18 protein-coding genes are annotated in these 18,487 nt (G+C 62.5%); 10 read left to right on the top strand and 8 right to left on the bottom strand.

Going from position 1 to position 18,487, the window contains the following annotated elements:
• Nucleotides 1-345 precede the first annotated feature (345 nt).
• From ACYVHC_RS19860 to ACYVHC_RS19825, 8 genes are all read left to right on the top strand, one after another.
• The gene (locus ACYVHC_RS19860; protein WP_315984853.1) at nt 346-882 is read left to right on the top strand and encodes a DUF6122 family protein; all 537 of its coding nucleotides are present in this window, start codon (nt 346-348) and stop codon (nt 880-882) included.
• Between the two features lie 362 nt (nt 883-1,244).
• Complete coding sequence (locus tag ACYVHC_RS19855) at nt 1,245-2,396, top strand: DUF4856 domain-containing protein (RefSeq protein WP_187317267.1); 1,152 nt, start codon at nt 1,245-1,247, stop codon at nt 2,394-2,396.
• A gap of 93 nt (nt 2,397-2,489) precedes the next feature.
• Nucleotides 2,490-3,599, top strand: a complete 1,110-nt coding sequence (locus ACYVHC_RS19850) for an imelysin family protein (protein ID WP_187317266.1) — start codon at nt 2,490-2,492, stop codon at nt 3,597-3,599.
• Entirely contained in the window at nt 3,599-4,966 is a 1,368-nt protein-coding gene (locus ACYVHC_RS19845) for an HTTM domain-containing protein (protein ID WP_187317265.1), read from the top strand. The genes ACYVHC_RS19850 and ACYVHC_RS19845 overlap by 1 nt, the downstream gene beginning before the upstream one ends.
• On the top strand, nt 4,947-7,424 hold the full coding sequence (locus ACYVHC_RS19840) for a TonB-dependent receptor domain-containing protein (protein ID WP_187317264.1): 2,478 nt from the start codon (nt 4,947-4,949) through the stop codon (nt 7,422-7,424). Before ACYVHC_RS19845 ends, ACYVHC_RS19840 begins: the two co-directional genes overlap by 20 nt.
• 22 nt (nt 7,425-7,446) lie before the next feature.
• On the top strand, nt 7,447-8,187 hold the full coding sequence (locus tag ACYVHC_RS19835; protein ID WP_187317263.1) for a DUF6577 family protein: 741 nt from the start codon (nt 7,447-7,449) through the stop codon (nt 8,185-8,187).
• Between the two features lie 123 nt (nt 8,188-8,310).
• Nucleotides 8,311-8,946 carry a DUF305 domain-containing protein gene (locus ACYVHC_RS19830; RefSeq protein ID WP_261990101.1) on the top strand — a complete coding sequence of 212 codons (636 nt, stop codon included), beginning with the start codon at nt 8,311-8,313 and terminating at the stop codon, nt 8,944-8,946.
• Nucleotides 8,947-9,018: 72 nt separating this feature from the next.
• Nucleotides 9,019-10,002 carry a DUF4396 domain-containing protein gene (locus ACYVHC_RS19825; protein ID WP_187317262.1) on the top strand — a complete coding sequence of 328 codons (984 nt, stop codon included), beginning with the start codon at nt 9,019-9,021 and terminating at the stop codon, nt 10,000-10,002.
• Between the two features lie 86 nt (nt 10,003-10,088).
• Here the strand turns inward: ACYVHC_RS19825 and ACYVHC_RS19820 are convergent, their stop codons facing one another.
• On the bottom strand, nt 10,089-10,640 hold the full coding sequence (locus ACYVHC_RS19820; RefSeq protein WP_187317261.1) for a heavy metal-binding domain-containing protein: 552 nt from the start codon (nt 10,638-10,640) through the stop codon (nt 10,089-10,091).
• Nucleotides 10,641-10,982: 342 nt separating this feature from the next.
• Between ACYVHC_RS19820 and ACYVHC_RS19815 the strand changes: the two genes are divergently transcribed.
• Nucleotides 10,983-11,330 carry a helix-turn-helix domain-containing protein gene (locus ACYVHC_RS19815; RefSeq protein WP_187317260.1) on the top strand — a complete coding sequence of 116 codons (348 nt, stop codon included), beginning with the start codon at nt 10,983-10,985 and terminating at the stop codon, nt 11,328-11,330.
• Nucleotides 11,327-12,664 (top strand): type II toxin-antitoxin system HipA family toxin, encoded by a 1,338-nt coding sequence (locus tag ACYVHC_RS19810; protein WP_187317259.1) that lies wholly within the window; start codon nt 11,327-11,329, stop codon nt 12,662-12,664. The genes ACYVHC_RS19815 and ACYVHC_RS19810 overlap by 4 nt, the downstream gene beginning before the upstream one ends.
• A gap of 134 nt (nt 12,665-12,798) precedes the next feature.
• Here ACYVHC_RS19810 and ACYVHC_RS19805 read toward each other — a convergent pair whose 3' ends face one another.
• From ACYVHC_RS19805 to ACYVHC_RS19775, 7 genes are all read right to left on the bottom strand, one after another.
• Nucleotides 12,799-13,185, bottom strand: a complete 387-nt coding sequence (locus tag ACYVHC_RS19805) for a hypothetical protein (protein WP_187317258.1) — start codon at nt 13,183-13,185, stop codon at nt 12,799-12,801.
• 16 nt (nt 13,186-13,201) lie between these two features.
• Nucleotides 13,202-13,741: a hypothetical protein gene (locus ACYVHC_RS19800; protein ID WP_460615516.1), complete on the bottom strand. Its 540-nt coding sequence runs from the start codon at nt 13,739-13,741 to the stop codon at nt 13,202-13,204.
• A 4-nt stretch (nt 13,742-13,745) separates the two neighbouring features.
• Nucleotides 13,746-14,633, bottom strand: coding sequence for a hypothetical protein (locus ACYVHC_RS19795; RefSeq protein WP_196956819.1), 888 nt, complete (start codon nt 14,631-14,633; stop codon nt 13,746-13,748).
• Between the two features lie 27 nt (nt 14,634-14,660).
• The gene (gene traM / locus ACYVHC_RS19790) at nt 14,661-16,076 is read right to left on the bottom strand and encodes a conjugative transposon protein TraM (RefSeq protein ID WP_460615515.1); all 1,416 of its coding nucleotides are present in this window, start codon (nt 16,074-16,076) and stop codon (nt 14,661-14,663) included.
• Nucleotides 16,077-16,089: 13 nt separating this feature from the next.
• On the bottom strand, nt 16,090-16,998 hold the full coding sequence (locus ACYVHC_RS19785) for a DUF4138 domain-containing protein (RefSeq protein ID WP_187317254.1): 909 nt from the start codon (nt 16,996-16,998) through the stop codon (nt 16,090-16,092).
• A gap of 27 nt (nt 16,999-17,025) precedes the next feature.
• Entirely contained in the window at nt 17,026-17,790 is a 765-nt protein-coding gene (locus tag ACYVHC_RS19780; protein ID WP_187317253.1) for a conjugal transfer protein TraK, read from the bottom strand.
• Between the two features lie 65 nt (nt 17,791-17,855).
• Nucleotides 17,856-18,485, bottom strand: coding sequence for a hypothetical protein (locus tag ACYVHC_RS19775; RefSeq protein ID WP_187317252.1), 630 nt, complete (start codon nt 18,483-18,485; stop codon nt 17,856-17,858).
• Between the last annotated feature and the right edge of the window lie 2 nt (nt 18,486-18,487).

Raw genomic sequence — 18,487 nt, 5'->3', positions numbered from 1 at the left:
AGGCTTTGCCCTCTCCCCAAAGGCAGCTCTTCCCGGGCTGCCTTTTTTGCTTTTAATGAGTGGTGGGCAGCCCAGGGGCACTCACCGGCTCGTTTCATGAAAAGGTTCACGATGCCCCCACTGCCTGTTTTCCGCCTTGTCGTATCCGTGGCTGTTGGCCTGGGGCTTGCCGGTTGCCGGACCGCTGTTGTCCCGGCGTTCCCTGCTTCCGCCGGGTACCGCCACCCGCGACCGGCACCGCGCGTTGACTCGGCCACGGTCCTCACGGCCCCTGCGCGCCCCGTCACCCCGCCGCGGCGGACAGAGGTAGCTGTGCAGCCTCCAGTCATAAGTTCGCAAGTCCCTGTGCCTCGAGTCGAAAGGGCGCCGGCTGCCGAGCCGGGCCGGGAGAGTGCCAAAGCAGCGCCCGGGGACACTGTGCGCCGCGCTACCCAGCCAACGCCACCACGCGGGCTGCGCCGGCAATTCCCGACCAAACTGTTCAGCGCCCAGACACTGGTGCATTACAGCCTGCACTTTCTTTTTCCGGCGGTGCTGGCGCTGGTGTTTTTCCCCGCGATGTGGCAGGCCGCCTACCTGATGATGTTGGCCACGATGCTCATGGACCTGGACCACCTGCTGGCCAAGCCCATCTTCGACCCGCTGCGCTGCAGCGTGGGGTATCATCCGCTGCACTCGTTTTACGCCTTCCCGGTGTATGCGCTGCTCCTGCTGCTGCCGGCCTTGCAACCGGTCGCCGTGGGCTTGCTTTTCCACCTGTTCACCGATACGGTGGACTGCCTGTGGAACTTCAGCCACTGCAACGAGTGCTACCTCAGCTCCCGGATTTACGCCTTGCGCAACTGGGTGAAAAAGATACTGGGCCGTGAGGTAGTCGAGTAAGGTGAGGCAGTTGAGCGTAGTAAAACCTTGCTGCTTGAAATTATGCAAGCGAAGGTTAACTCACCTTCCAAATTAGGCGAATTACCTCTGTCCCTTTGTGTCAAACAAAGAACTCAATCTGGGATTAGCAGTGCTTAAAGCATTGAAAAATGGCGTTTGAGCCTCATGAAAGCATTATGATAGGGAACGGGAGCTGGGGGGATGGTCAGCATAAAAGCTACTAAAACATGGTGTGAAGCAGTTGCCGTTGATGACGAAGGGTGGTTGTTTAAAATCTGTCTAAGTAAAAAACTCTGCCACTATCTGTAATCATTCCAAATAAGAAATTACCTTTGCCCTGTCATCACTCTAACCCCCGTTTCATGTCCTTTAAATACGCTTCGCTCGCGCTGGTTGCCCTTGCCTTTGGTTTCTCTTCCTGTGACAAGAACGACAACGAAACAGCCCCAGCCCTGCGCACCAAGATGGATGCCAGCACGCTGACGGCTACTTCGCGCTACACCGAGTCGTTTAAAGATGCCAGCGGCCAGAGCACCGTTGACTTGGTGACTTCGAACCAGCGGCTGGACATGTTCACCGAGTTTAACACCTACATGTCCCTGGTAGCCGTTGCGCCGCCGGCTGCACCGCAGACGCTGGATGTAGCCAAATTGCGGGGTATGTACGCCAACACGGGCAGCTACTTCACCGGGGCCGGCCTGAACGCTTCGGGCTTGTCGCTGCGCGCCACCACGGCTGCGTCAATGAGCGGCACGCAGGCCGAAGCTGTTCGTACCTACATGGACCAGCAGATTACCAAGCTGGCCACCGCCAGCCAGTCGGTCAACCAAGTTGCTGCCCCCGGCGTTGCCGGTCGCATTGGCCGCTACCTGGTCGACGAGAAAGGTGTCGAAGTGAATCAAGTGATTCAGAAGGCCCTGCTCGGCGCGCTGCTGCTCGACCAGATTGGCAACGTAATGCTGACCGACAACGCCCTGAAAGCCAACAACAGCAAAGTGGTGGACGGCAAGGCTTACTCGGAGCTGGAGCACAACTGGGACCTGGCTTACGGCTACCTGACCAGCAACGCCATCATGACCACCGACATCAACCTGACGCCCCGCGAGCGGTTCCTGGCCGGCTACCTGAATGAGAAGAACGGCCCGGCGTCGCCCGGCGTGTACATGGCTTTCCTGAAAGGCCGCGCCGCCATCGTTAACAACGACGCCGCCGGCGTGCAGGCCCAGGCCGCCATCATCCGCACCGAGCTGGAAAAGACCATTGCCCTCTCGGCCGTGTCGTACCTGAGCAACTGGAAGGCCGCCTCCGACCCGGCCGTGAAGGCCCACGCTTTGGGCGAAGGCCTCGGCTTCATCTACTCGCTGCGCTTCTGCACCAAGTACGGCGCCGACGCGGCCTTCTCCGATGGGGTTCTCAATCCCCTGACCGCCGGCACCAACGGGGCCTGGAGCCTGACCAATGCCCAGGCCGACGTGGCCATTAACGCCATCAAGACCAAGTTTAACCTGCAGTAATCCGGAACCGCCTACCCGGCGAAACCGTTAGGCCAACCCGTTTGTCAGCGCTGCTGCCAGGCGGGTTGGCCTTCGCTACGAAATCAGCTTTCCATGAAAAAGTCCCTGCTGTTTGCCCTCACGCTGCTGTTGCTGGCCGTTGGTATCATTAGCTGCCAGAAAGACCCCGGCGCTACGCCCGAGCCCAGCACGGGCCCGGACCGCAAGGCCCTGCTCACGCACTGGGCTGACAGCCTGGTGAAGCCCGGCTACCAGCGCTTCAACGAGAAGCTGGTGGCGCTGAAGGCCAAGACCTCCGCCTTCACGGCGGCGCCTACCACGGCAACGCTGGTCGACGTGCGCCAGGCCTGGCAGGCGGCGTACGTGGAGTGGCAGAAGGTGGAACTCTACGAGTTTGGTCCCGCCGAGCAGGTCAGCCTGCGCAACCACTTCAACATCTACCCGGCCGACGTGACGGGTATCAACCGCAACATCAGCACGGGCACCTACGACTTTGAGTTGTCGACGGCCATTCCCCAGCAGGGCTTCCCCACGCTGGATTACCTGCTCAACGGCGTGGCCACCGGCGACGCGGCCATCGCGCAGCAGTACGCTTCCTCGGCCAGCCACCGCCGCTACCTGACTGACGTGGTGGCCAAGATGGAGCAAACCTTCGGCACGGTGTACGCGCAGTGGAACGGCTCCTACCGGGATACCTTCATCAACAACACCGGCACTGACGCCAGCTCGTCCCTGTCGCGGGTCATCAACGCCTACTCCCTGTACTTTGAGCGCTACCTGCGCGCGGGCAAAATAGGTATTCCGGCCGGCGCCATGACCGGGGCGCCGCTGCCCGCCAAAATCGAAGCCTACTACCAGCGCGGCGCCCTGCCCCTGCAGCTAGCCACCACGGCCCACGCCGCGGTGCAGCAGTTCTTTAACGGCCGTACAGGCCAGCCCTCGCTGAAAAGCTATTTGGATGCGGTTGGCGCCAAGGACAGCCGCACGGGCCAGAGTTTGACCAGCATCATCAACACCCAGTTCGGCATCTCGGCGCAGCAGTTGGCCGCGCTGGGCCCTGACTTGCACGCCACCATCACGGCCCGCAACGCCGACGCCGTGGCCTCTTACAACGAGATGCAAAAAGCGGTGCGCCTGCTCAAGGTGGACATGACCTCGGCCCTGAGCGTCACGGTAACCTACGTGGACAACGACGGCGACTAATGCAGACCAGCCGGCTGCAACGCTACCTCCACGCCTACACCCCAGCCGCCCCGCTGGCTACGTTCCGGATGGCCTTTGGCCTGCTGGTACTGGCCAGCGTGGTGCGTTTTTGGGCCAAGGGCTGGATAGCCGAGCTATACCTGCAGCCCAAGTTCTTTTTCCCCTACTACGGCTTTGAGTGGGTGCGCCCGTTGGGCGTCTACACCTACGGGCTGTTTGCCTTCTGCGGGCTGTGCGCCCTGCTCATGGCCGTGGGCTACTGGTACCGCACGGCCGCGCTGGGGGTGTTTCTGAGCTTCACCTACATCGAGCTCATGGACAAAAGCACCTACCTGAACCACTACTACTTCGTGAGTTTGGCGGCGCTGCTGCTGGCCTTGTTGCCGGCCGGGCGCTACTTCGCCCTCGACACCCACCTGAATCCAGCCCGTTGGCGCAGCGAGGTGCCGCGCTGGACGGTGGACGCGCTGCGCCTGCTCATGGGCATCGTCTACGTGTACGCGGGTTTGGCCAAGCTCAACTCCGACTGGCTCCTGGAAGCCATGCCGCTGCGCATCTGGCTGCCGGCCAAAAACGACTTGCCCCTGATTGGCCCGCTGCTGGGGCAGGTGTGGGTGGCCTACGCCTTTAGCTGGTTTGGCGCGTTCTACGATTTGACGGTGCCGTTCTTCCTGCTCAACCGGCGCACCCGGCCCTGGGCCTACGCCACCGTGGTCGTGTTTCACGTGCTGACGGCCGTGCTATTTCCCATCGGCATGTTTCCCTACGTGATGATGGTGGCCGCCCTGGTTTTCTTTCCGGCCGACTGGCACGAGCGGGTGCTGCAGCGCATGCGCGGGCTGTTGCGCTTCTCCCCCACAGCCCCCTTGCCCCCCACGCCGCTGCGCTACGGCCCGGCCCGCCGGCAGCTGCTGCTGCTGACCCTGGGCGTGTTCTTCGTGGTGCAACTGGTCTTGCCCTTTCGCTACCTGCTCTACCCCCACGAGCTGTTCTGGACCGAAGAAGGGTACCGGTTTTCCTGGCGGGTAATGCTGATGGAGAAAATGGGCTACGTGCAGTTCAAGGTCGTGGATGGCGTGACGGGCCGCATCCGGCAGGTGGACAACCGCGCCCACCTGAGCGTGCTGCAGGAAAAGATGATGAGCACCCAGCCCGACATGCTGGTGCAGTTTGCCCACTACCTGCGCGACTACTACGCCGGCCAGGGAGTGCAGAACCCCAAAGTATACGCCGATGCCTACGTGAGCCTGAACGGGCGGCTGGGCAAAAGCTTTATCGACCCCACCGTGGATTTGGCCCGCGTCGCAGACGACCTGCGGCCCAAGCCCTGGATTTTACCTTTCGACGATGAGATTACCGGTTTATAGCGCCGTGGTGGCCGTAGGTGTGCTTTCCGGCTTTACGGCCGTTGCCCAGCAGGTGAGCCTGCAGGGCCGGGTGCGTGAAGCGGGCACGGACCGCCCCGTGGTGGGCTGCGAGGTGTACGTGCGCGGCTCCCGCCAGATTGCCCGCACCGACTCGGTCGGCCTGTTTACGCTGGCGAAGCTGGCCCCCGGCCGGCAGCAGCTGCAATTCTCCTCCATCGGCCACGAGCCCTTCAAAGCCGTGGTAGAAGTGCCTGCGGACGGCAGCGTACAGGAATTCACGCTGATTCGCCGCGAGCGGCAGCTCCAGGAAGTAGTGGTGGCCGCACCCCAGTCGCGCTTCGGGCAGCAGCGCCTGCGCGAGGTGGAGGGCACAGCCATCTTCGCGGCCAAGAAAACCGAGGTCATCGTGCCCGACAACCTGGTGGCCAACCTGGCCACTAATAACGCCCGGCAGGTGTATTCGAGGGTGGCGGGGCTCAACATCTGGGAAAGCGACCAGGGTGGCCTGCAGCTTAGCATCGGGGGGCGCGGCCTCGACCCCAACCGCACCAGCAACTTCAACGTGCGGCAGAACGGCTACGACATCTCAGCCGACGCGCTGGGCTACCCCGAAAGCTACTACACCCCGCCCGTGGAGGCCGTCAAGCGCATCCAGCTCGTGCGTGGGGCCGCCTCGCTGCAGTACGGCACCCAGTTCGGCGGCCTGCTCAACTTCGAGCTGCGCGCACCCGAGCCCGACAAGACCGTATCGGTGGTGTCGCGGCAAACGGCGGGCTCGTTCGGCTTTTTCAACTCCTTTAACAGCGTCAGCGGCACGGTTAAGAAGTTGAGCTACTATGCCTTTGCCCAGTACAAGCGCGGCGACGGGTGGCGGCCCAACTCGAATTTCGACAGCAAAACCGCCTACGCCGATGTACGCTACCAGTTCACGGAGAACTTCAAGGTCGGTGCCCAGGTCACCCACATGGACTACCTGGCCCAGCAGCCGGGCGGGCTCAGCGACCGGCAGTTTGCCGACGACCCCCGGCAGAGTAACCGGGCCCGCAACTGGTTTGAAGTGGATTGGAACCTGTTTAACCTCTCGGCCGACTGGAAGCTGAGCCCCCGGTCCAACCTGAATGTGACGACGTTCGGGCTGCTGGCTTCGCGCAATGCCCTGGGCTTTCGCACCAACTTCGTCGAGCGGCCTGACGCCGACACCCAGCAGCGCGAGCTCATCACTGGCGACTTCCGCAACGTGGGCGCCGAAGCCCGCTACCTGACTCGCTACGACCTAGGCGAAACCAAAAGTGGGGTCTTGCTGGTGGGCACGCGCCTTTATCGGGGCTACAACCACAGCATCCAGGGCGCCGGCCCGGCCGGCCGCCGGGCGGAATTCCGATTTGAGGAGCCGGCGGCGGGCCTCAACGCTCCATCGGCCTCGTCGGATTACCGCTTCCCGAATTACAACGCGGCCGTCTTTGCGGAGAACATCTTCTACTTCGGTGAGCATTTCTCGCTCACGCCCGGCGCGCGTGTGGAGTACATCCGCACCCGCGCCGACGGCTCCTACCAGACGGTGTCACGGGATTTGGCCGGCAACATCACGGATGTTCGAACCACCGACGAGCAGCGTATCAGCCCCCGCTCCTTTGTCATTGGCGGGCTGGGGGCCTCCTACAAGCCGGTGGAGCAGCGTGAGTTCTACGCCAACGTGTCGCAGAACTACCGCTCCATCACCTTTGGCGATATGCAGATTGTCAACAGCGCGCTGGTCATCAACCCGGACTTGGAGGATGAGCAGGGCTATTCCGCCGACCTGGGACTGCGCGGCGAACAAGGCCAGTGGCTGACCTACGACTTGAGCTTGTTTGCGCTTTTTTATAACAACCGCATCGGTGAGGTGGGCACCTCCGACCGTTTTGACCGCCCCTATCGCTACCGCGACAACATCGGCCGGGCTCTGATTCTAGGGGTCGAGTCCTACGCCGAAGCCGACATGCTGCGGGTGCTGCGTCCGAGCGCCGAGCCCGGCCGCTGGCGCTGGTCCACCTTCGGCAACGTGTCAGTGATTCGCAGCCGCTACACCCAAAGTCAGAACCGGGAGGTAGTGGGCAAGCAAGTAGAGTTTGTTCCCAACGTCAACTTAAAGGCCGGCATGCAGGGCGGCTTTGGCCCCGTGAAGGCTTCGGTGCAGTTTACCTACCTCTCCGACCAGTTTTCGGAAGCCACCAACGCCCCCAATAGTCCGAACGATGCCCGCCCGGACCCCAGCTTGGCAGTCGTTGGCTTGGTACCGGCCTACCAACTACTCGACGCTTCCGTATCGTGGGAGCGGCGCTGGCTGAAGCTGGAAGGCAGCGTAAATAACCTGACCGATACCCGCTACTTTACGCGCCGCGCCACGGGCTACCCTGGCCCAGGTATCCTGCCTTCGGATGGCCGTAGCTATTTTCTGACGGTGGCGGTCAAATGGTAGTGACGGTTTAGCCTTAAACGCCATGCAAACCAAACAATCCCTTCCCCAATACGAACAGTTGCTTCGGGCCTGGCCGCAGCTGCGGGGCCATTTCCTGGGCCGTGCACAGGTTGCGGAAGCCGAGCTGCAGGCCTTCTTTGACCGGGCCCTGCCCGCACTAACGCCCGAGGTGTGGCCTACTATCCGTCAGGGGCTGGTTCGCAGCCAGTTGCTGCACCCGGTAGCACCCGGCTTGGTGGCGTTTGGCGGTGCCCAGGCCCCGGCCGCTTTCAAGCCCGAGGTGGCGCCGCAACATGTTGCGTTGTGGCAACTGCTGCAAGAGCGGTTAGTCCTGCCGCTCGGCAGTCTCTGGTCCACGCAGTGGCTGCGGCCGGCGATGCCTGAGATTCCGGCGCGTCTAGTAGTGGAGGTCAACTGGGCCGAGGTGCAGTGGGCCACGCGGCTTATCCGTGATTCCGCCGAATTTCAGCTAACCGATGAAAGTAGCCCAGTAGATTCCGATGGCCGGGAATTTGTGCTGCTGCGGCCCGTGCAACGGGCCTCACTCGTGCGCCGGGTGGGCGGCGTGACGACGGCGCGCCTGGAAAAAATGCTCGTAGACGTCGCCGAAACGCCCGGCTTGGTGCCTTCGGATGAAGCGCTGGCCCGGGCCGTTGCCGTGCTAGGCATTCGCTACCACCTGCACACCGAGCAATTGTTGCAATACGCCACGCGCCGCAACACAGGCCCGCGGTGGCAAGCCCTGCTGGCCACGGCCGCGTGAGTTAAGTGGGTTCTGGCCCGCGTGAGCCGCCAAATTATGCAAGCCGGGGCAGGATTGTCGTAAATCTACGCTTATGCTTTGCCGTTTTTAAGGGTAGCTGCTTTTCACCAACAACCGCTACCCATGAACAAGATATTTCGAATGCCCCTGCTCGCACTGTGCCTGCTCGGGGCCACCCTTTCTTTCACCAGCTGCGACAAGGACGACGATAACGGCCTGGAGCTTATCGGCCACGATGAGAGCGTGTTTATGCGCAACATGCACGAGGGGATGGCCATGATGGAGTCCATGCCCAAAACGCAGGACCCGGACAACGACTACTCCACCATGATGATTATGCACCACCAGATAGCCATCAAAAACAGCCAGGAGGAGATTAAAAGCGGCAAAAGCGCCGAGATGAAGGCCATGGCTCAGTCGATTATCGACAAGCAGCAGGCCGAAATCGCCCAGTTCAACGCCTTCCTGGCCGGCCACCCGGCGCACGCCCCGGCTGTGCCCGAGTTCAACGCCCTGCAGATGATGAACATGATGCAGATGATGAAGGCTGTGGATTTGCGCCCCCTCACCGGCGACCCGGACTTCGACTTTGCTCAGCTGATGATTGACCACCACCAAGCTGCCATTGAGAATTCGGACGCTCTGCTCAAGTTCGGCCGCGACAACGCCACCAGGGTGCTGGCCCAGCAAATCATCACCGACCAGAAGATGGAAATCAAGATGCTGCAGGACTTTCTGCTAGCCAACAAAAAATACTAGCGCTTCCCTCGCTCGTATCCCTAAGCAGCGGACCTTCCGGTTCGCTGCTTTTTTACTTCAACCCCCGCCCCTATGGAAATGCATGCTACCCCCTGGGCCCCGGATTGGGCGCTCTGGCTCTGGTTTGGCCTGACGCTGTTCTCGGTGCTCTACGTGGCCTGGGACTTGTTCACCCGCACCCCGGAGATGAAGGTCATGAAGTGGGGCTGGGTGCTGGTCACGCTTTACACCGGCCCGGTGGGCCTGCTCATCTACTGGTTTTCCTGCCGCGAACCTTCGCCGGGTACCCACGAGGCCTTTATAGCGCCGCTGTGGAAGCAGGCCGTGGGCTCGACGATTCACTGCGCGGCGGGTGATGCGACGGGTATCATCGTGGCCGCCGCCATTACCGGCTACTTTGGGCTGAGCATGGGCGTGGACATCTGGATAGAGTACGCCGCCGGTTTTGGCTTCGGCCTGTTCATCTTCCAGGCCCTGTTCATGAAGGACATGATGGGCCTGAGCTACTGGGAGGCCCTGCGCCAATCCTTTCTGCCGGAGTGGATGTCGATGAACGCCATGATGGCCGGCATGCTGCCCACCATGGTCGTGCTGATGACCCGCGACATGCGAGCCATGGAAGCCACTTCGCCCTGGTTCTGGGCGGCCATGTCGGCGGCGACGCTCGTGGGCGTGCTGGTCTCCTACCCCGTTAATTATTGGCTGGTTAAGAATCAGCTCAAGCACGGCATGGGCACCGAGCGCGCATTAGGCAAAGGCGGCGCAGCACGGGAAGAAGTCAGCGCTTCGGCGCACGCTGGTCACTCCATGGCCAGCATGCCACACACTGCGTCCCCCGCCACTGCGCACGCCGGGCACGCCATGGCCGCGATGCCTATGAGCATGGAAGGTGGAGTCCACGTATCGGGCTTGCGCAAAGCGGTGGTCACCTTGATAACGCTGGTGATGCTGGCGGTCGGCTACTGGCTGGCGGCGCGCTACGGCGATTTGTCCATGCGCCCCGGCGAGCCGATGGAAGCCATGCCCGGCATGGACATGCCGGGCCACCGAATGTAAATAGCCAGCGCTGCCCCAAACGAGTTATGGGGCCGCGCTGGCTAAAACAAGCGGCAGGACGTTGGCTTGCAGCAGTTAAGCAGCTTTTAGGCTTTTTTCACGAGAGCCATGCCGCACTTGGGGCAGCTGCCGGGCTTGTCGCTTGCGCTGCCTTCGCACTTCATGGGGCACTCGTAAGCCGTGCCTATCATCTTGCCGGCTTTGGCGGCTGCGTCTAGCTTTTCAAACCGGGCGCTGAGCGAGCTGCCGTTGGCTTTCACGCTCACGATGGCCGTGCGCAGCATCGAGCCGGCGGGCAGGGCGGCCACTAAATGGTCGCCGGCGGGCGTGAGCTTTACCGTGCTGGTTTTACCCGTCGTGCTGAGCAGCATGACGGAGCCGGTGGTGCGGTTAACGTCCAGTGAATTCTCCTTGCTGTCGAGCAGGTACACGTGCACCTCGTTGGCGTGCTGCACCAGCTCGATGTGGTACTTACCAGCTGTGCGCACGGTGCCGCCGTGGGGAGACTTGTGGGCGTGAGTCTCGCCGGCGGCCTTATGGCCGTGGGCGGCCGCGCCGGGCTTGTGGCTGTGCTGAGCCGAAAGAGAAAGCGGGGCGGCGAGCAACGTAGCTGCCAGCAGAAAGTGCGAGATTTTCATGAAGTAAAGGTGGGGTGGATTCTAGGAGCCGGCAGGGCGAGCATTAGCCCATGGGGAGAGTACGGCCGGTATGATGCCGGTTAATCGGTTATTAATCATCATTTGTGCCAATTTCCTCAAAGAAGTGGCAGTGGGAGTAGATAGCTCCGCGACCAGTCTTATCGGCGGAGCACAACCATCGCCCTTTTCTGGTTGTTGGATTAATGCATTCTTCGCGTATCATTAGATGCCAAAAATGTCAGTAATGCAAGCTGAACGTATCATTACTAGCGTACTCACCTGCTTGTATTTTGCCCCATTATTGCTATCTTCACGTAGCATTAACGCGTGAAATGGTAGTTAATGCTGCTTAAACGCATCATTATGGACTGGTACGCTTTGTCAGACGTGGCCGCAGTACAAGAAATCGGCCGCAACCTGCAGCTTATTCGGCTGAATCAGGACATCACCCAGCAGGAGTTGGCGGTGCAAACGGGCCTGAGCCGGCTGACCATCAGCCAGGTCGAAAACGGCCGGCCCGCTTCCACGTTGACACTGGTGCAGCTGCTGCGCGCGTTGGGGCGGCTCGATGTGCTGGAAGTGCTGGAAGAGTCGGCCACCATCAGCCCCTTGCAGGCCGTGCGCCTGGCACGCCAGCAGCGGCAGCGGGCCAGCCGCCGCGACGACAACTCTTCAACCACGGGAGTATGAGTGCGCTGATAACGGCCACGGTATCTATCTGGGGCCAATCTGTTGGGGCCGTACTGTGGGACGAAAAACGCCGCCTGGGCGTGTTTGAATACGAGCCTGCTTTTATCCGGAGCGGCCTGGAGCTGGCACCGGTTACCATGCCGCTGCCCAAGGGGCGCCGGCCGCCGCCTTTTCAATTTCCCGTCCTCAACCGCGACACTTTCCAGGGGCTGCCCGGGCTGCTGGCCGACAGCCTGCCCGACCGGTACGGGCGCCAGCTTATCGACGCCTGGCTGGCCTCCAAGGGACGGGACGCGGCTTCCTTTACCCCGGTGGAGCACCTGTGCTACCTCGGCCACCGGGGCATGGGCGCGCTGGTGTACGAACCGGCCTCGCAGCCCGCGCTGGAAAAGGGCGCCTCGCTGGAAGTGGGCGAGCTGGTGAAATTTGCCCGGCAGGTGCTCACCAACCGGGAGGGCCTGCACACGTCGCTGGCTGCCAACGCCGCCGAGGGGCTGGCCGAAATCATCAGCGTGGGCACTTCCGCCGGCGGCGCCCGGGCCAAGGCTGTTATTGCCTATAATTCCGTCACCAAGGAAGTACGCTCCGGGCAGGTCGATGCCCCCGAAGGCTTTGAACACTGGCTGCTCAAGCTCGATGGGGTGACCAATGCCAGCCTGGGCGACCCGGCCGGGTATGGCCGCATCGAGTACGCCTACCACCTGATGGCCCGGCAGGCGGGGATAGAGATGACCGACTGCCGACTGGAAGAAGAGAATGGCCGGGCGCACTTCATGACGCGGCGATTCGACCGGGCAGGCGGCAACCAGCGGCTGCACATGCAAACGCTCTGCGGGCTGGCGCACTTCGACTACAACCGGGCCGGGGAGTACACTTACGAGCAGGCTTTTCAGGTCTTGCGGAAGCTTCAGTTGCCGCACCCGGCCATAGAGGAACTCTACCGGCGCTTGGTGTTCAACGTGGTGGCGCGCAACCAGGACGACCACACCAAGAACATCTCCTTCCTGATGAACCCGGCGGGCAAGTGGAGCTTGTCCCCAGCCTACGACGTGACGCATTCCTACAACCCAACGGGGCAATGGTCCAGCCAGCACCAGATGAGGCTGGCGGACAAGGTCGACGATTTTACGGAAGAAGATTTTCTGCACCTGGCCAAGAGCGTGCAGGTGAAAAAGGCCCGGGAGATAATTCAGCAGGTAGTCGACGCAGTAGCTGGTTGGCCCAGGTTTGCGGCCGAAGCTGGCGTGCCGAAGAAACAGCAACAGGATATTGCCAAAACGCACCGCCTGCAGCTCTTCAAAGGCCTTAATCAACTGAGCCCTTCGGCATCCTAGCAGTATCGATACCGCTGGGACGCCGAAGGGCTCAATGGGAATTCTTTGAGGCTGCTGCATGCCCCTTGCCTCGCGCACATAGTGCCAAAGAAGCGGGATTTTTCAAGGAAGCGAGTAGCGGAAAATGACCTCCCCTACTGCCCAATGACATACACGGGAACGGCCTGCGCGTCGACGCCCCGCCCCGTTTCCTTTTTCACCTCTTTGCCATCCAGCAAAATGGCGCAGGTGATTTCGGATGCCGCCGTGCCCCCGTCGATACTGGCCAGGATGGTCAGGTTGTCGCCCCGTTTCATGGTGCGCTTAAACCGGTAGCTGGCCGGCAGGGGCGTGTTGTTAAGCGTCGTGTTGCCGCCGCTTTCATTGGTGTAGCTCAGGTAGTCCGATACCGGGGCGTTCGAGGTGACCTTGTACTCTACCTGGTATTCTTTTGGCCCGGAGGGAGTAGCGTCATCTTTTGAGCAGCCGGAGGCCGCACTCAGGGCTGCGCAGCTCAGCAGCAGATAGGCAAGTCGTTTCATAGGTCAGAAAGGAAAGTTAGCGGAAGTGATAGCGCAGGCCGCCGCTGGCCATACCTGGCCAGCGGTCAATGAGCGGGTTATTGAAGAGGTAGCCTTTGGTGCTGGTGGCTACCAGGGACAGGCGATTGCCCAGGAAGACATCGGCTTCGAGGCCGGCTTGCGGGCCGTAGGTGACGCGCTGGGGCTCAGCCGACCCGGCAGCCAGCTCCCCACTGCCGTTTTGGTTGGTCCACTCGTAGCCGGCGCCCGCGCCCAGCAGCAGGTGGAAGTAAACCACCTCCCCGAGGCGGAACAGTTGGGGGGAGAGCAGCACGCGGCCCTGGAAACCCGAATATTCTCCGCGTGCCGGCAGCGTACCGTGTTCGTAGCCGCCGCTCAGGCGCAGGGCCAGGCGGTTGGTGAGCATGGGCGTGTAGCTCAGCTCGTAGTAGTCGCCCTTTGCAGAGCGGCCGACGTGGGCGCCCCAGGAGGCGAGGTGTTTAACGTGGCGCTGCGCGGAGGCCGGCAAGATGCCAGCCCCTGCGGTCAACAGCACCAGCAAAAGAAGCTTTTTCATAGGGCTAGCGCGGCCGGTTACGGTCCATTTTAATGAGCGCATTCCGGCTCAGGGTCGAGGCGTACACGGCTTCGGCGGCCTGATGGGCCGGCCCCGCCTGCGAGGCTTCCATGAACAATCGGTCCCCCTGCTCGCGCAGCTGCATGGCCTTAATCATGTTGTCGTTGGAGGAATTGAGGGCGGCCATCCGCTCCCCTTCCGTCATGGCGTAGCGGCCCGGGTTTTTGAGCGTAGCCTGCATTTCCACGCTTTGCGCGGTCATCTCGTCGGCAATCTTGTAGTAGTTAACAGCCATGGCCAGCTTGCGCTTGGCCATCATCTCTTCGGCCGCGAACAGCGAAACGGTCGACTCCTCGCGCTTGGCCTGGTACTGGTCGCTGGTCAGGTTGCCATTGGGGTCGGTGGAGCTGCTGCCGAAGCGCGAGAACACGTCGTACATGGTGTTCACGTCCTGCGCGGGGTTAGTCAGTTGCAGGGCCTGCCGCAGGCGCTGGGCCTTGGCATAGACTGGCATCATCTGATTCGTTTGGCTCCGGCCCGACATGGCCAGGGCCCGCGCAAACAGCTCCTGCGGGTTGGAGAGCCGCAAATCCTGGATGCTTTGCACCTTGCGCAGGTCCGCCTGCACCTGCTTCTGCAAGTCCAGGGCTTCCTGCGTCAGGCTGCGGACTTCGCTGGTGATGTCCTTGGTTACGCCGGCAATCTGGCGGGCATCCTTCACGACCTGGTAGTTTTTGACCGTTTCGGTCCACTGCGCGAGACGCTTGGCGAAGTCGCCGATGTGCACGCCCATGTGCACCGGGTCGTTAACGACCATCTGCGCCCGGGCCTGACCGGCCGGGACAAGTATCAACGCGACAGCCACCAGGGCCGGAAAAAGAGTCTTTTTCATGGTTGTAGAATTGGTGAATGGAAAGGGTTAGCGTCCCGACGCCGTGGCCGGTCCCAGCTGGCCGGCGGCGGCCGTGGTAATCAGGATGGGGTAGCCATCGGGCAGCAGCACCTCCCGCAGCTTGGTGCGGGTTTTCGGGCGGCTGAGCACGTTCATGGCCACGCGCCCGCCCACGCCCACCACCGAGTTGGCGGCCGAGGCCGAGCGGTCGATGGCGGTACTCACTTCCTGCATAGACTGCTGCTGCAGGTCCTGGCCGGCGAGGCTGGCATCCTTGGCGACCCGCTTGACCGGGTCAATCATGATGCCCGGTAGGTAGTTGTAGTCGTATATGCTGGCCGCGACCCGGGTGGGACCGAGGCGGTTGACTTCCAGCATCACGTTGTTGGTGCCCACGGAGGCAATGCCAGCGAAGACGGAATTCTTGGGGAAAGTCACGCCCGACACCACGGCGTCTTCCTGCAGCCGCAGCAAAACCACCGAGCCGGTGCGCACCTTCTGCTCGCCGTTGATGACGCACTTGAAGAACACATCCGGTGTGAGCTCGGCCTGGCTGCCCTGGGCCATCATCCGGGCGGAGTTTCCCACCTTGACGGTGTTGAAGCCATCCCTGCCGGAAGCGTTGGCGCGGTTGGCCAGAGTCTGCGCAGCCGCTTTGGGGTCACGGAAGCGCTTGCCGGTCATGCGCTCGTAGGCAGCGCGGGTTTCGGGCGGCGAGGAGCCCAGCATGGCCAGCACGTCCGGGTCCGTTTCAAAGGGCGTGCCGTCGGTATCGGTCGCGGGCAGCAGCCCGGTCCGCAAGCCCCGGCCAGCCCGGTAGCTAACCCGACGGGCCGTCGAGCCTATTACCTGGCCAGGTCGACGCCGGGGCACCACCAGCGTTTGCGCGTGGTAAGAACCCGTGGTAGGGTCTTGTAGAGTCGTTTCAATTGTGTCCACGTCGGCCGCGGCCAAGCGGGCTTCCTCCTGCCGGCGACGGGCAGCCAGGGTAGCCGCCGCGGCCCGCCTCTTCCGGCGCAGGGCCTGGCCCAGGGTATCGGCCACAAAGGCTTCCACGACCTCGTCGGTGTTGGGGCGAACCGGCGTGCTCTGAGCTTCCTGCTCCAGCCGCCGCTGCTGCTCGATTTGCGCCGAGGGCGAAACGGGGGCGGTTGGCTCCGTGGGAGCAGCCTTAATCTCCGGCTCGATGTTTTCCGAAGCCGCCGCCACGACTTCCTTCTGCTGCTGGGCGGCCTGCGTGGCCGAGCGCAGCCAGAGGAACAGGCCCCCGGCGACCAGCAGGACTAGCAGGCCAGTCAGGGGTATCCAGTTGTTGCGCAGCACCTCCAGCGGAGTTGCTTTTGCCTTGTCAGCAGTGGGCCGGTCCGCTCCCAGGCGTTCGTGGTCGTTGTGCTCGGCCGAGCCCGTGGAATGAGATTGAGTATGGGGGTTTGCAGGTTCCATAAAGAAGGCAGGATTAGATGGTGGAGGCCCGATTGATGACCCGCGACGGCACCGGCAGCACCAGTACCCGGGCCCCGTTCAACTCGCGCAGCGTCACCTCCAGGTAACCCCGGTCGGTCGCCGCGTAGAGCGGAATGGCGTAGGTCAGGTAGCCGGTGGTGCGGCCCGACACGACCTGGTTGGTCCCGCCACCCGAGGGGGCCAGTGGGCGGCGCGCTTCGTTCTTTTTCTTGGCCAGAAACTTCTTCTGGGCGTTTTCCACCAGCTGGAAGTCGGTGAAATCGACGTTGTAGTCGATGGCCGAGTGGTTGATGACTTTGAAGCGCAGATAGGTAAAGTCCCGGTCGTTGCGCACGTTGGCCAACGAGAGCACCAGGTCGTTGTCGACCACGGCCACCGCCTGGTGCTCCTCCTTGGACTTGCGCAGCGCGGAGAGCTTGCCTTCCACCGCGGCTTTCTTTTCCCGCTCCTTGTCTAAGGCCAACTCATTCTCCGGCGCCGAGCCCGCCACGGAGCCTGCGCCGCTGCCCAGGCCCAAGGCCCCGTCTTTTTGGAAGTCGTAGAGCTGCAGAACGGGCCGGTTCACGTACACCAGCCGCCCCATCCAGTACTTGCTGCCGAAGCGGATGAGCATGGGGGTGGGCGGCGCTGACTTGCGGCGGGCGCGCACAAACACGGCGTTGGCTTCAATCTTGACCAGGTAGTTACCTGCCATGCCCACGTCGACCAGCGACACGGGGCCGCTGAACACGAGGTAGGTGGTGGAACTGTCCGACACAGCCACGTCCAGCAAGGTTGGAGCGCCGTGTGCCGCAGAGGAGGCCGGCCGCAGCAGGGCCGACGTAGCAGAAGTGGTTTGGGCTGAGCTGGCCGAAGCCAGCAGCACCGGCAGGCCCAGGGCCAGCAGAAGTTTAGACAACATGGGAATACGCTTTAGGAAGGGAGAGACTTATTTGCCGGGCGATACCGGGGAGGCCTGACCAGGGGCCACAGGCGAGACCGGAGCGAGGCCGGCGTCGGGAGCCATTGCCCCCGCGCTGCGCTGGGCTTCCTGCAGGGCCCGCTGCCGGTCGGCTTCCTGCTCTTTCAGGGCTTGCAGCTCCTCGCGCGACACCTGCGGGTTGTAGGGGATGTAATCGAAGTTGGTAATCAGCAGGCCGTAGGGGTTGGCGTCCGAGCGGTTGGTTTCGGCTAGGTTGAACTTGGCGGCCAGCGGCAGGGGCTCTTTCTGCTCGCCCCCGATGAAAATACGCTGCTTGATGTACACCCGTCCCGACCAGGGCCGGTGGTTCATGTCCACGCTCACGCTGTCCACCGTCACCACGTTGCGGGCGGCGTAGCGCTCGTAGTTCTGCAGCACCTGCCCGCGGGTGAACCCGTCGTAGATGCGCCGGCCCCCGCGGCCTTCGATGAGCGGCAGGGCGGCATCCAGGTTGGTTTTGTAGGTGTACTGGTCGTGCCCGAACATGGTCAGCATGAAGTTGCGCACCAGGTTGCGGGCCTCGTAGGCAGTGTGCGTTTCGGTGGTGGGCGCCGACAGCGCGGCCACCGAGCCGGTCTGGCCGACCACGTACACGCGGCGGCCGCTGTTCTCGTAGGCGCGGTACACCAGAAAGCCGGCGGCGAGGGCCACGAGCAGCAGGGCCAGCACGCTCCCCATGGCGAGGTTGCGCATGGTGGAAAAAGAGGTACTTAGGTTTTTGGCAGAATCCATTGCAAATGCGGGTTAAGTCATCAAGAGGGGATGTAGGAAGCCGGGATTTTCATCCCCACGGCCCCTTATTTGGCCAGGGGCAGGGAGATTTGTAGCCCGCGGTAGGGGTAGGTTAGTAGGCCGGCGTCTTTACCGCCATCCGGGCTGGCATAGGCATAGAGCACCCCCTGAACCGTGACGCGCTGCGCGGGCCGCATCGGCACCACTTGGCCGCCCCGGTCGATGTCGCTGATAAAAAAGCCGCGCAGCGAATCCCGGGCAGAAGGCAGTTGCAGCTTGCCGATGCCGGGCTTGCTCTTGCCAAAGCCCATGGGCTTCCAGCGCAGCACGGCCGCAAAGGGGATGCGGTAGCCCGGCCCTACTTTGGGGTAGCCCCGCTGGGCGCTGCGCAAGCCGGCGGGCAGGGCGAGGATGGCCGCAATCGGGACCTGGCTGGTGACCGAAACCAGCTCCAGATAGCCTTCTTCGGGCAGCATCTGGGCTACCCCGGGCTCCACGTTCACTGCCGACGCCGGCAGGGCCGGAGGCAGGGTAGTGGCGGCTTTCCAGGCGTCCGCTTTGGCTTGCTCAGCGGGGCTGCTGGCGCTGGTTTGCAGCGCGTCGACAAGTTGCGCGGCCGCCTTTTCCTCCTGGGATTGGCAGGCGCTGGCCAGGCCCAGGGCGAGCAGGGCCAGGTAACGGGTTGAATGGTTCATCG

The sequence above is a fragment of the Hymenobacter seoulensis genome (genome assembly GCF_054780535.1).
This window is presented reverse-complemented; position numbering and strand designations above follow the sequence as displayed.

What these genes read in the sequence shown, in the direction of transcription:
- ACYVHC_RS19785 (WP_187317254.1), bottom strand. Translation starts at nt 16,998, where the DNA reads ATGTTGTCTAAACTTCTGCTGGCCCTGGGCCTGCCGGTGCTGCTGGCT.
- ACYVHC_RS19855 (WP_187317267.1), top strand. Translation starts at nt 1,245, where the DNA reads ATGTCCTTTAAATACGCTTCGCTCGCGCTGGTTGCCCTTGCCTTTGGT.
- traM (WP_460615515.1), bottom strand. Translation starts at nt 16,076, where the DNA reads ATGGAACCTGCAAACCCCCATACTCAATCTCATTCCACGGGCTCGGCC.
- ACYVHC_RS19850 (WP_187317266.1), top strand. Translation starts at nt 2,490, where the DNA reads ATGAAAAAGTCCCTGCTGTTTGCCCTCACGCTGCTGTTGCTGGCCGTT.
- ACYVHC_RS19775 (WP_187317252.1), bottom strand. Translation starts at nt 18,485, where the DNA reads ATGAACCATTCAACCCGTTACCTGGCCCTGCTCGCCCTGGGCCTGGCC.
- ACYVHC_RS19805 (WP_187317258.1), bottom strand. Translation starts at nt 13,185, where the DNA reads ATGAAACGACTTGCCTATCTGCTGCTGAGCTGCGCAGCCCTGAGTGCG.
- ACYVHC_RS19800 (WP_460615516.1), bottom strand. Translation starts at nt 13,741, where the DNA reads ATGAAAAAGCTTCTTTTGCTGGTGCTGTTGACCGCAGGGGCTGGCATC.
- ACYVHC_RS19820 (WP_187317261.1), bottom strand. Translation starts at nt 10,640, where the DNA reads ATGAAAATCTCGCACTTTCTGCTGGCAGCTACGTTGCTCGCCGCCCCG.
- ACYVHC_RS19780 (WP_187317253.1), bottom strand. Translation starts at nt 17,790, where the DNA reads ATGGATTCTGCCAAAAACCTAAGTACCTCTTTTTCCACCATGCGCAAC.
- ACYVHC_RS19810 (WP_187317259.1), top strand. Translation starts at nt 11,327, where the DNA reads ATGAGTGCGCTGATAACGGCCACGGTATCTATCTGGGGCCAATCTGTT.
- ACYVHC_RS19845 (WP_187317265.1), top strand. Translation starts at nt 3,599, where the DNA reads ATGCAGACCAGCCGGCTGCAACGCTACCTCCACGCCTACACCCCAGCC.
- ACYVHC_RS19795 (WP_196956819.1), bottom strand. Translation starts at nt 14,633, where the DNA reads ATGAAAAAGACTCTTTTTCCGGCCCTGGTGGCTGTCGCGTTGATACTT.
- ACYVHC_RS19815 (WP_187317260.1), top strand. Translation starts at nt 10,983, where the DNA reads ATGCTGCTTAAACGCATCATTATGGACTGGTACGCTTTGTCAGACGTG.
- ACYVHC_RS19825 (WP_187317262.1), top strand. Translation starts at nt 9,019, where the DNA reads ATGGAAATGCATGCTACCCCCTGGGCCCCGGATTGGGCGCTCTGGCTC.
- ACYVHC_RS19840 (WP_187317264.1), top strand. Translation starts at nt 4,947, where the DNA reads ATGAGATTACCGGTTTATAGCGCCGTGGTGGCCGTAGGTGTGCTTTCC.
- ACYVHC_RS19835 (WP_187317263.1), top strand. Translation starts at nt 7,447, where the DNA reads ATGCAAACCAAACAATCCCTTCCCCAATACGAACAGTTGCTTCGGGCC.
- ACYVHC_RS19830 (WP_261990101.1), top strand. Translation starts at nt 8,311, where the DNA reads ATGAACAAGATATTTCGAATGCCCCTGCTCGCACTGTGCCTGCTCGGG.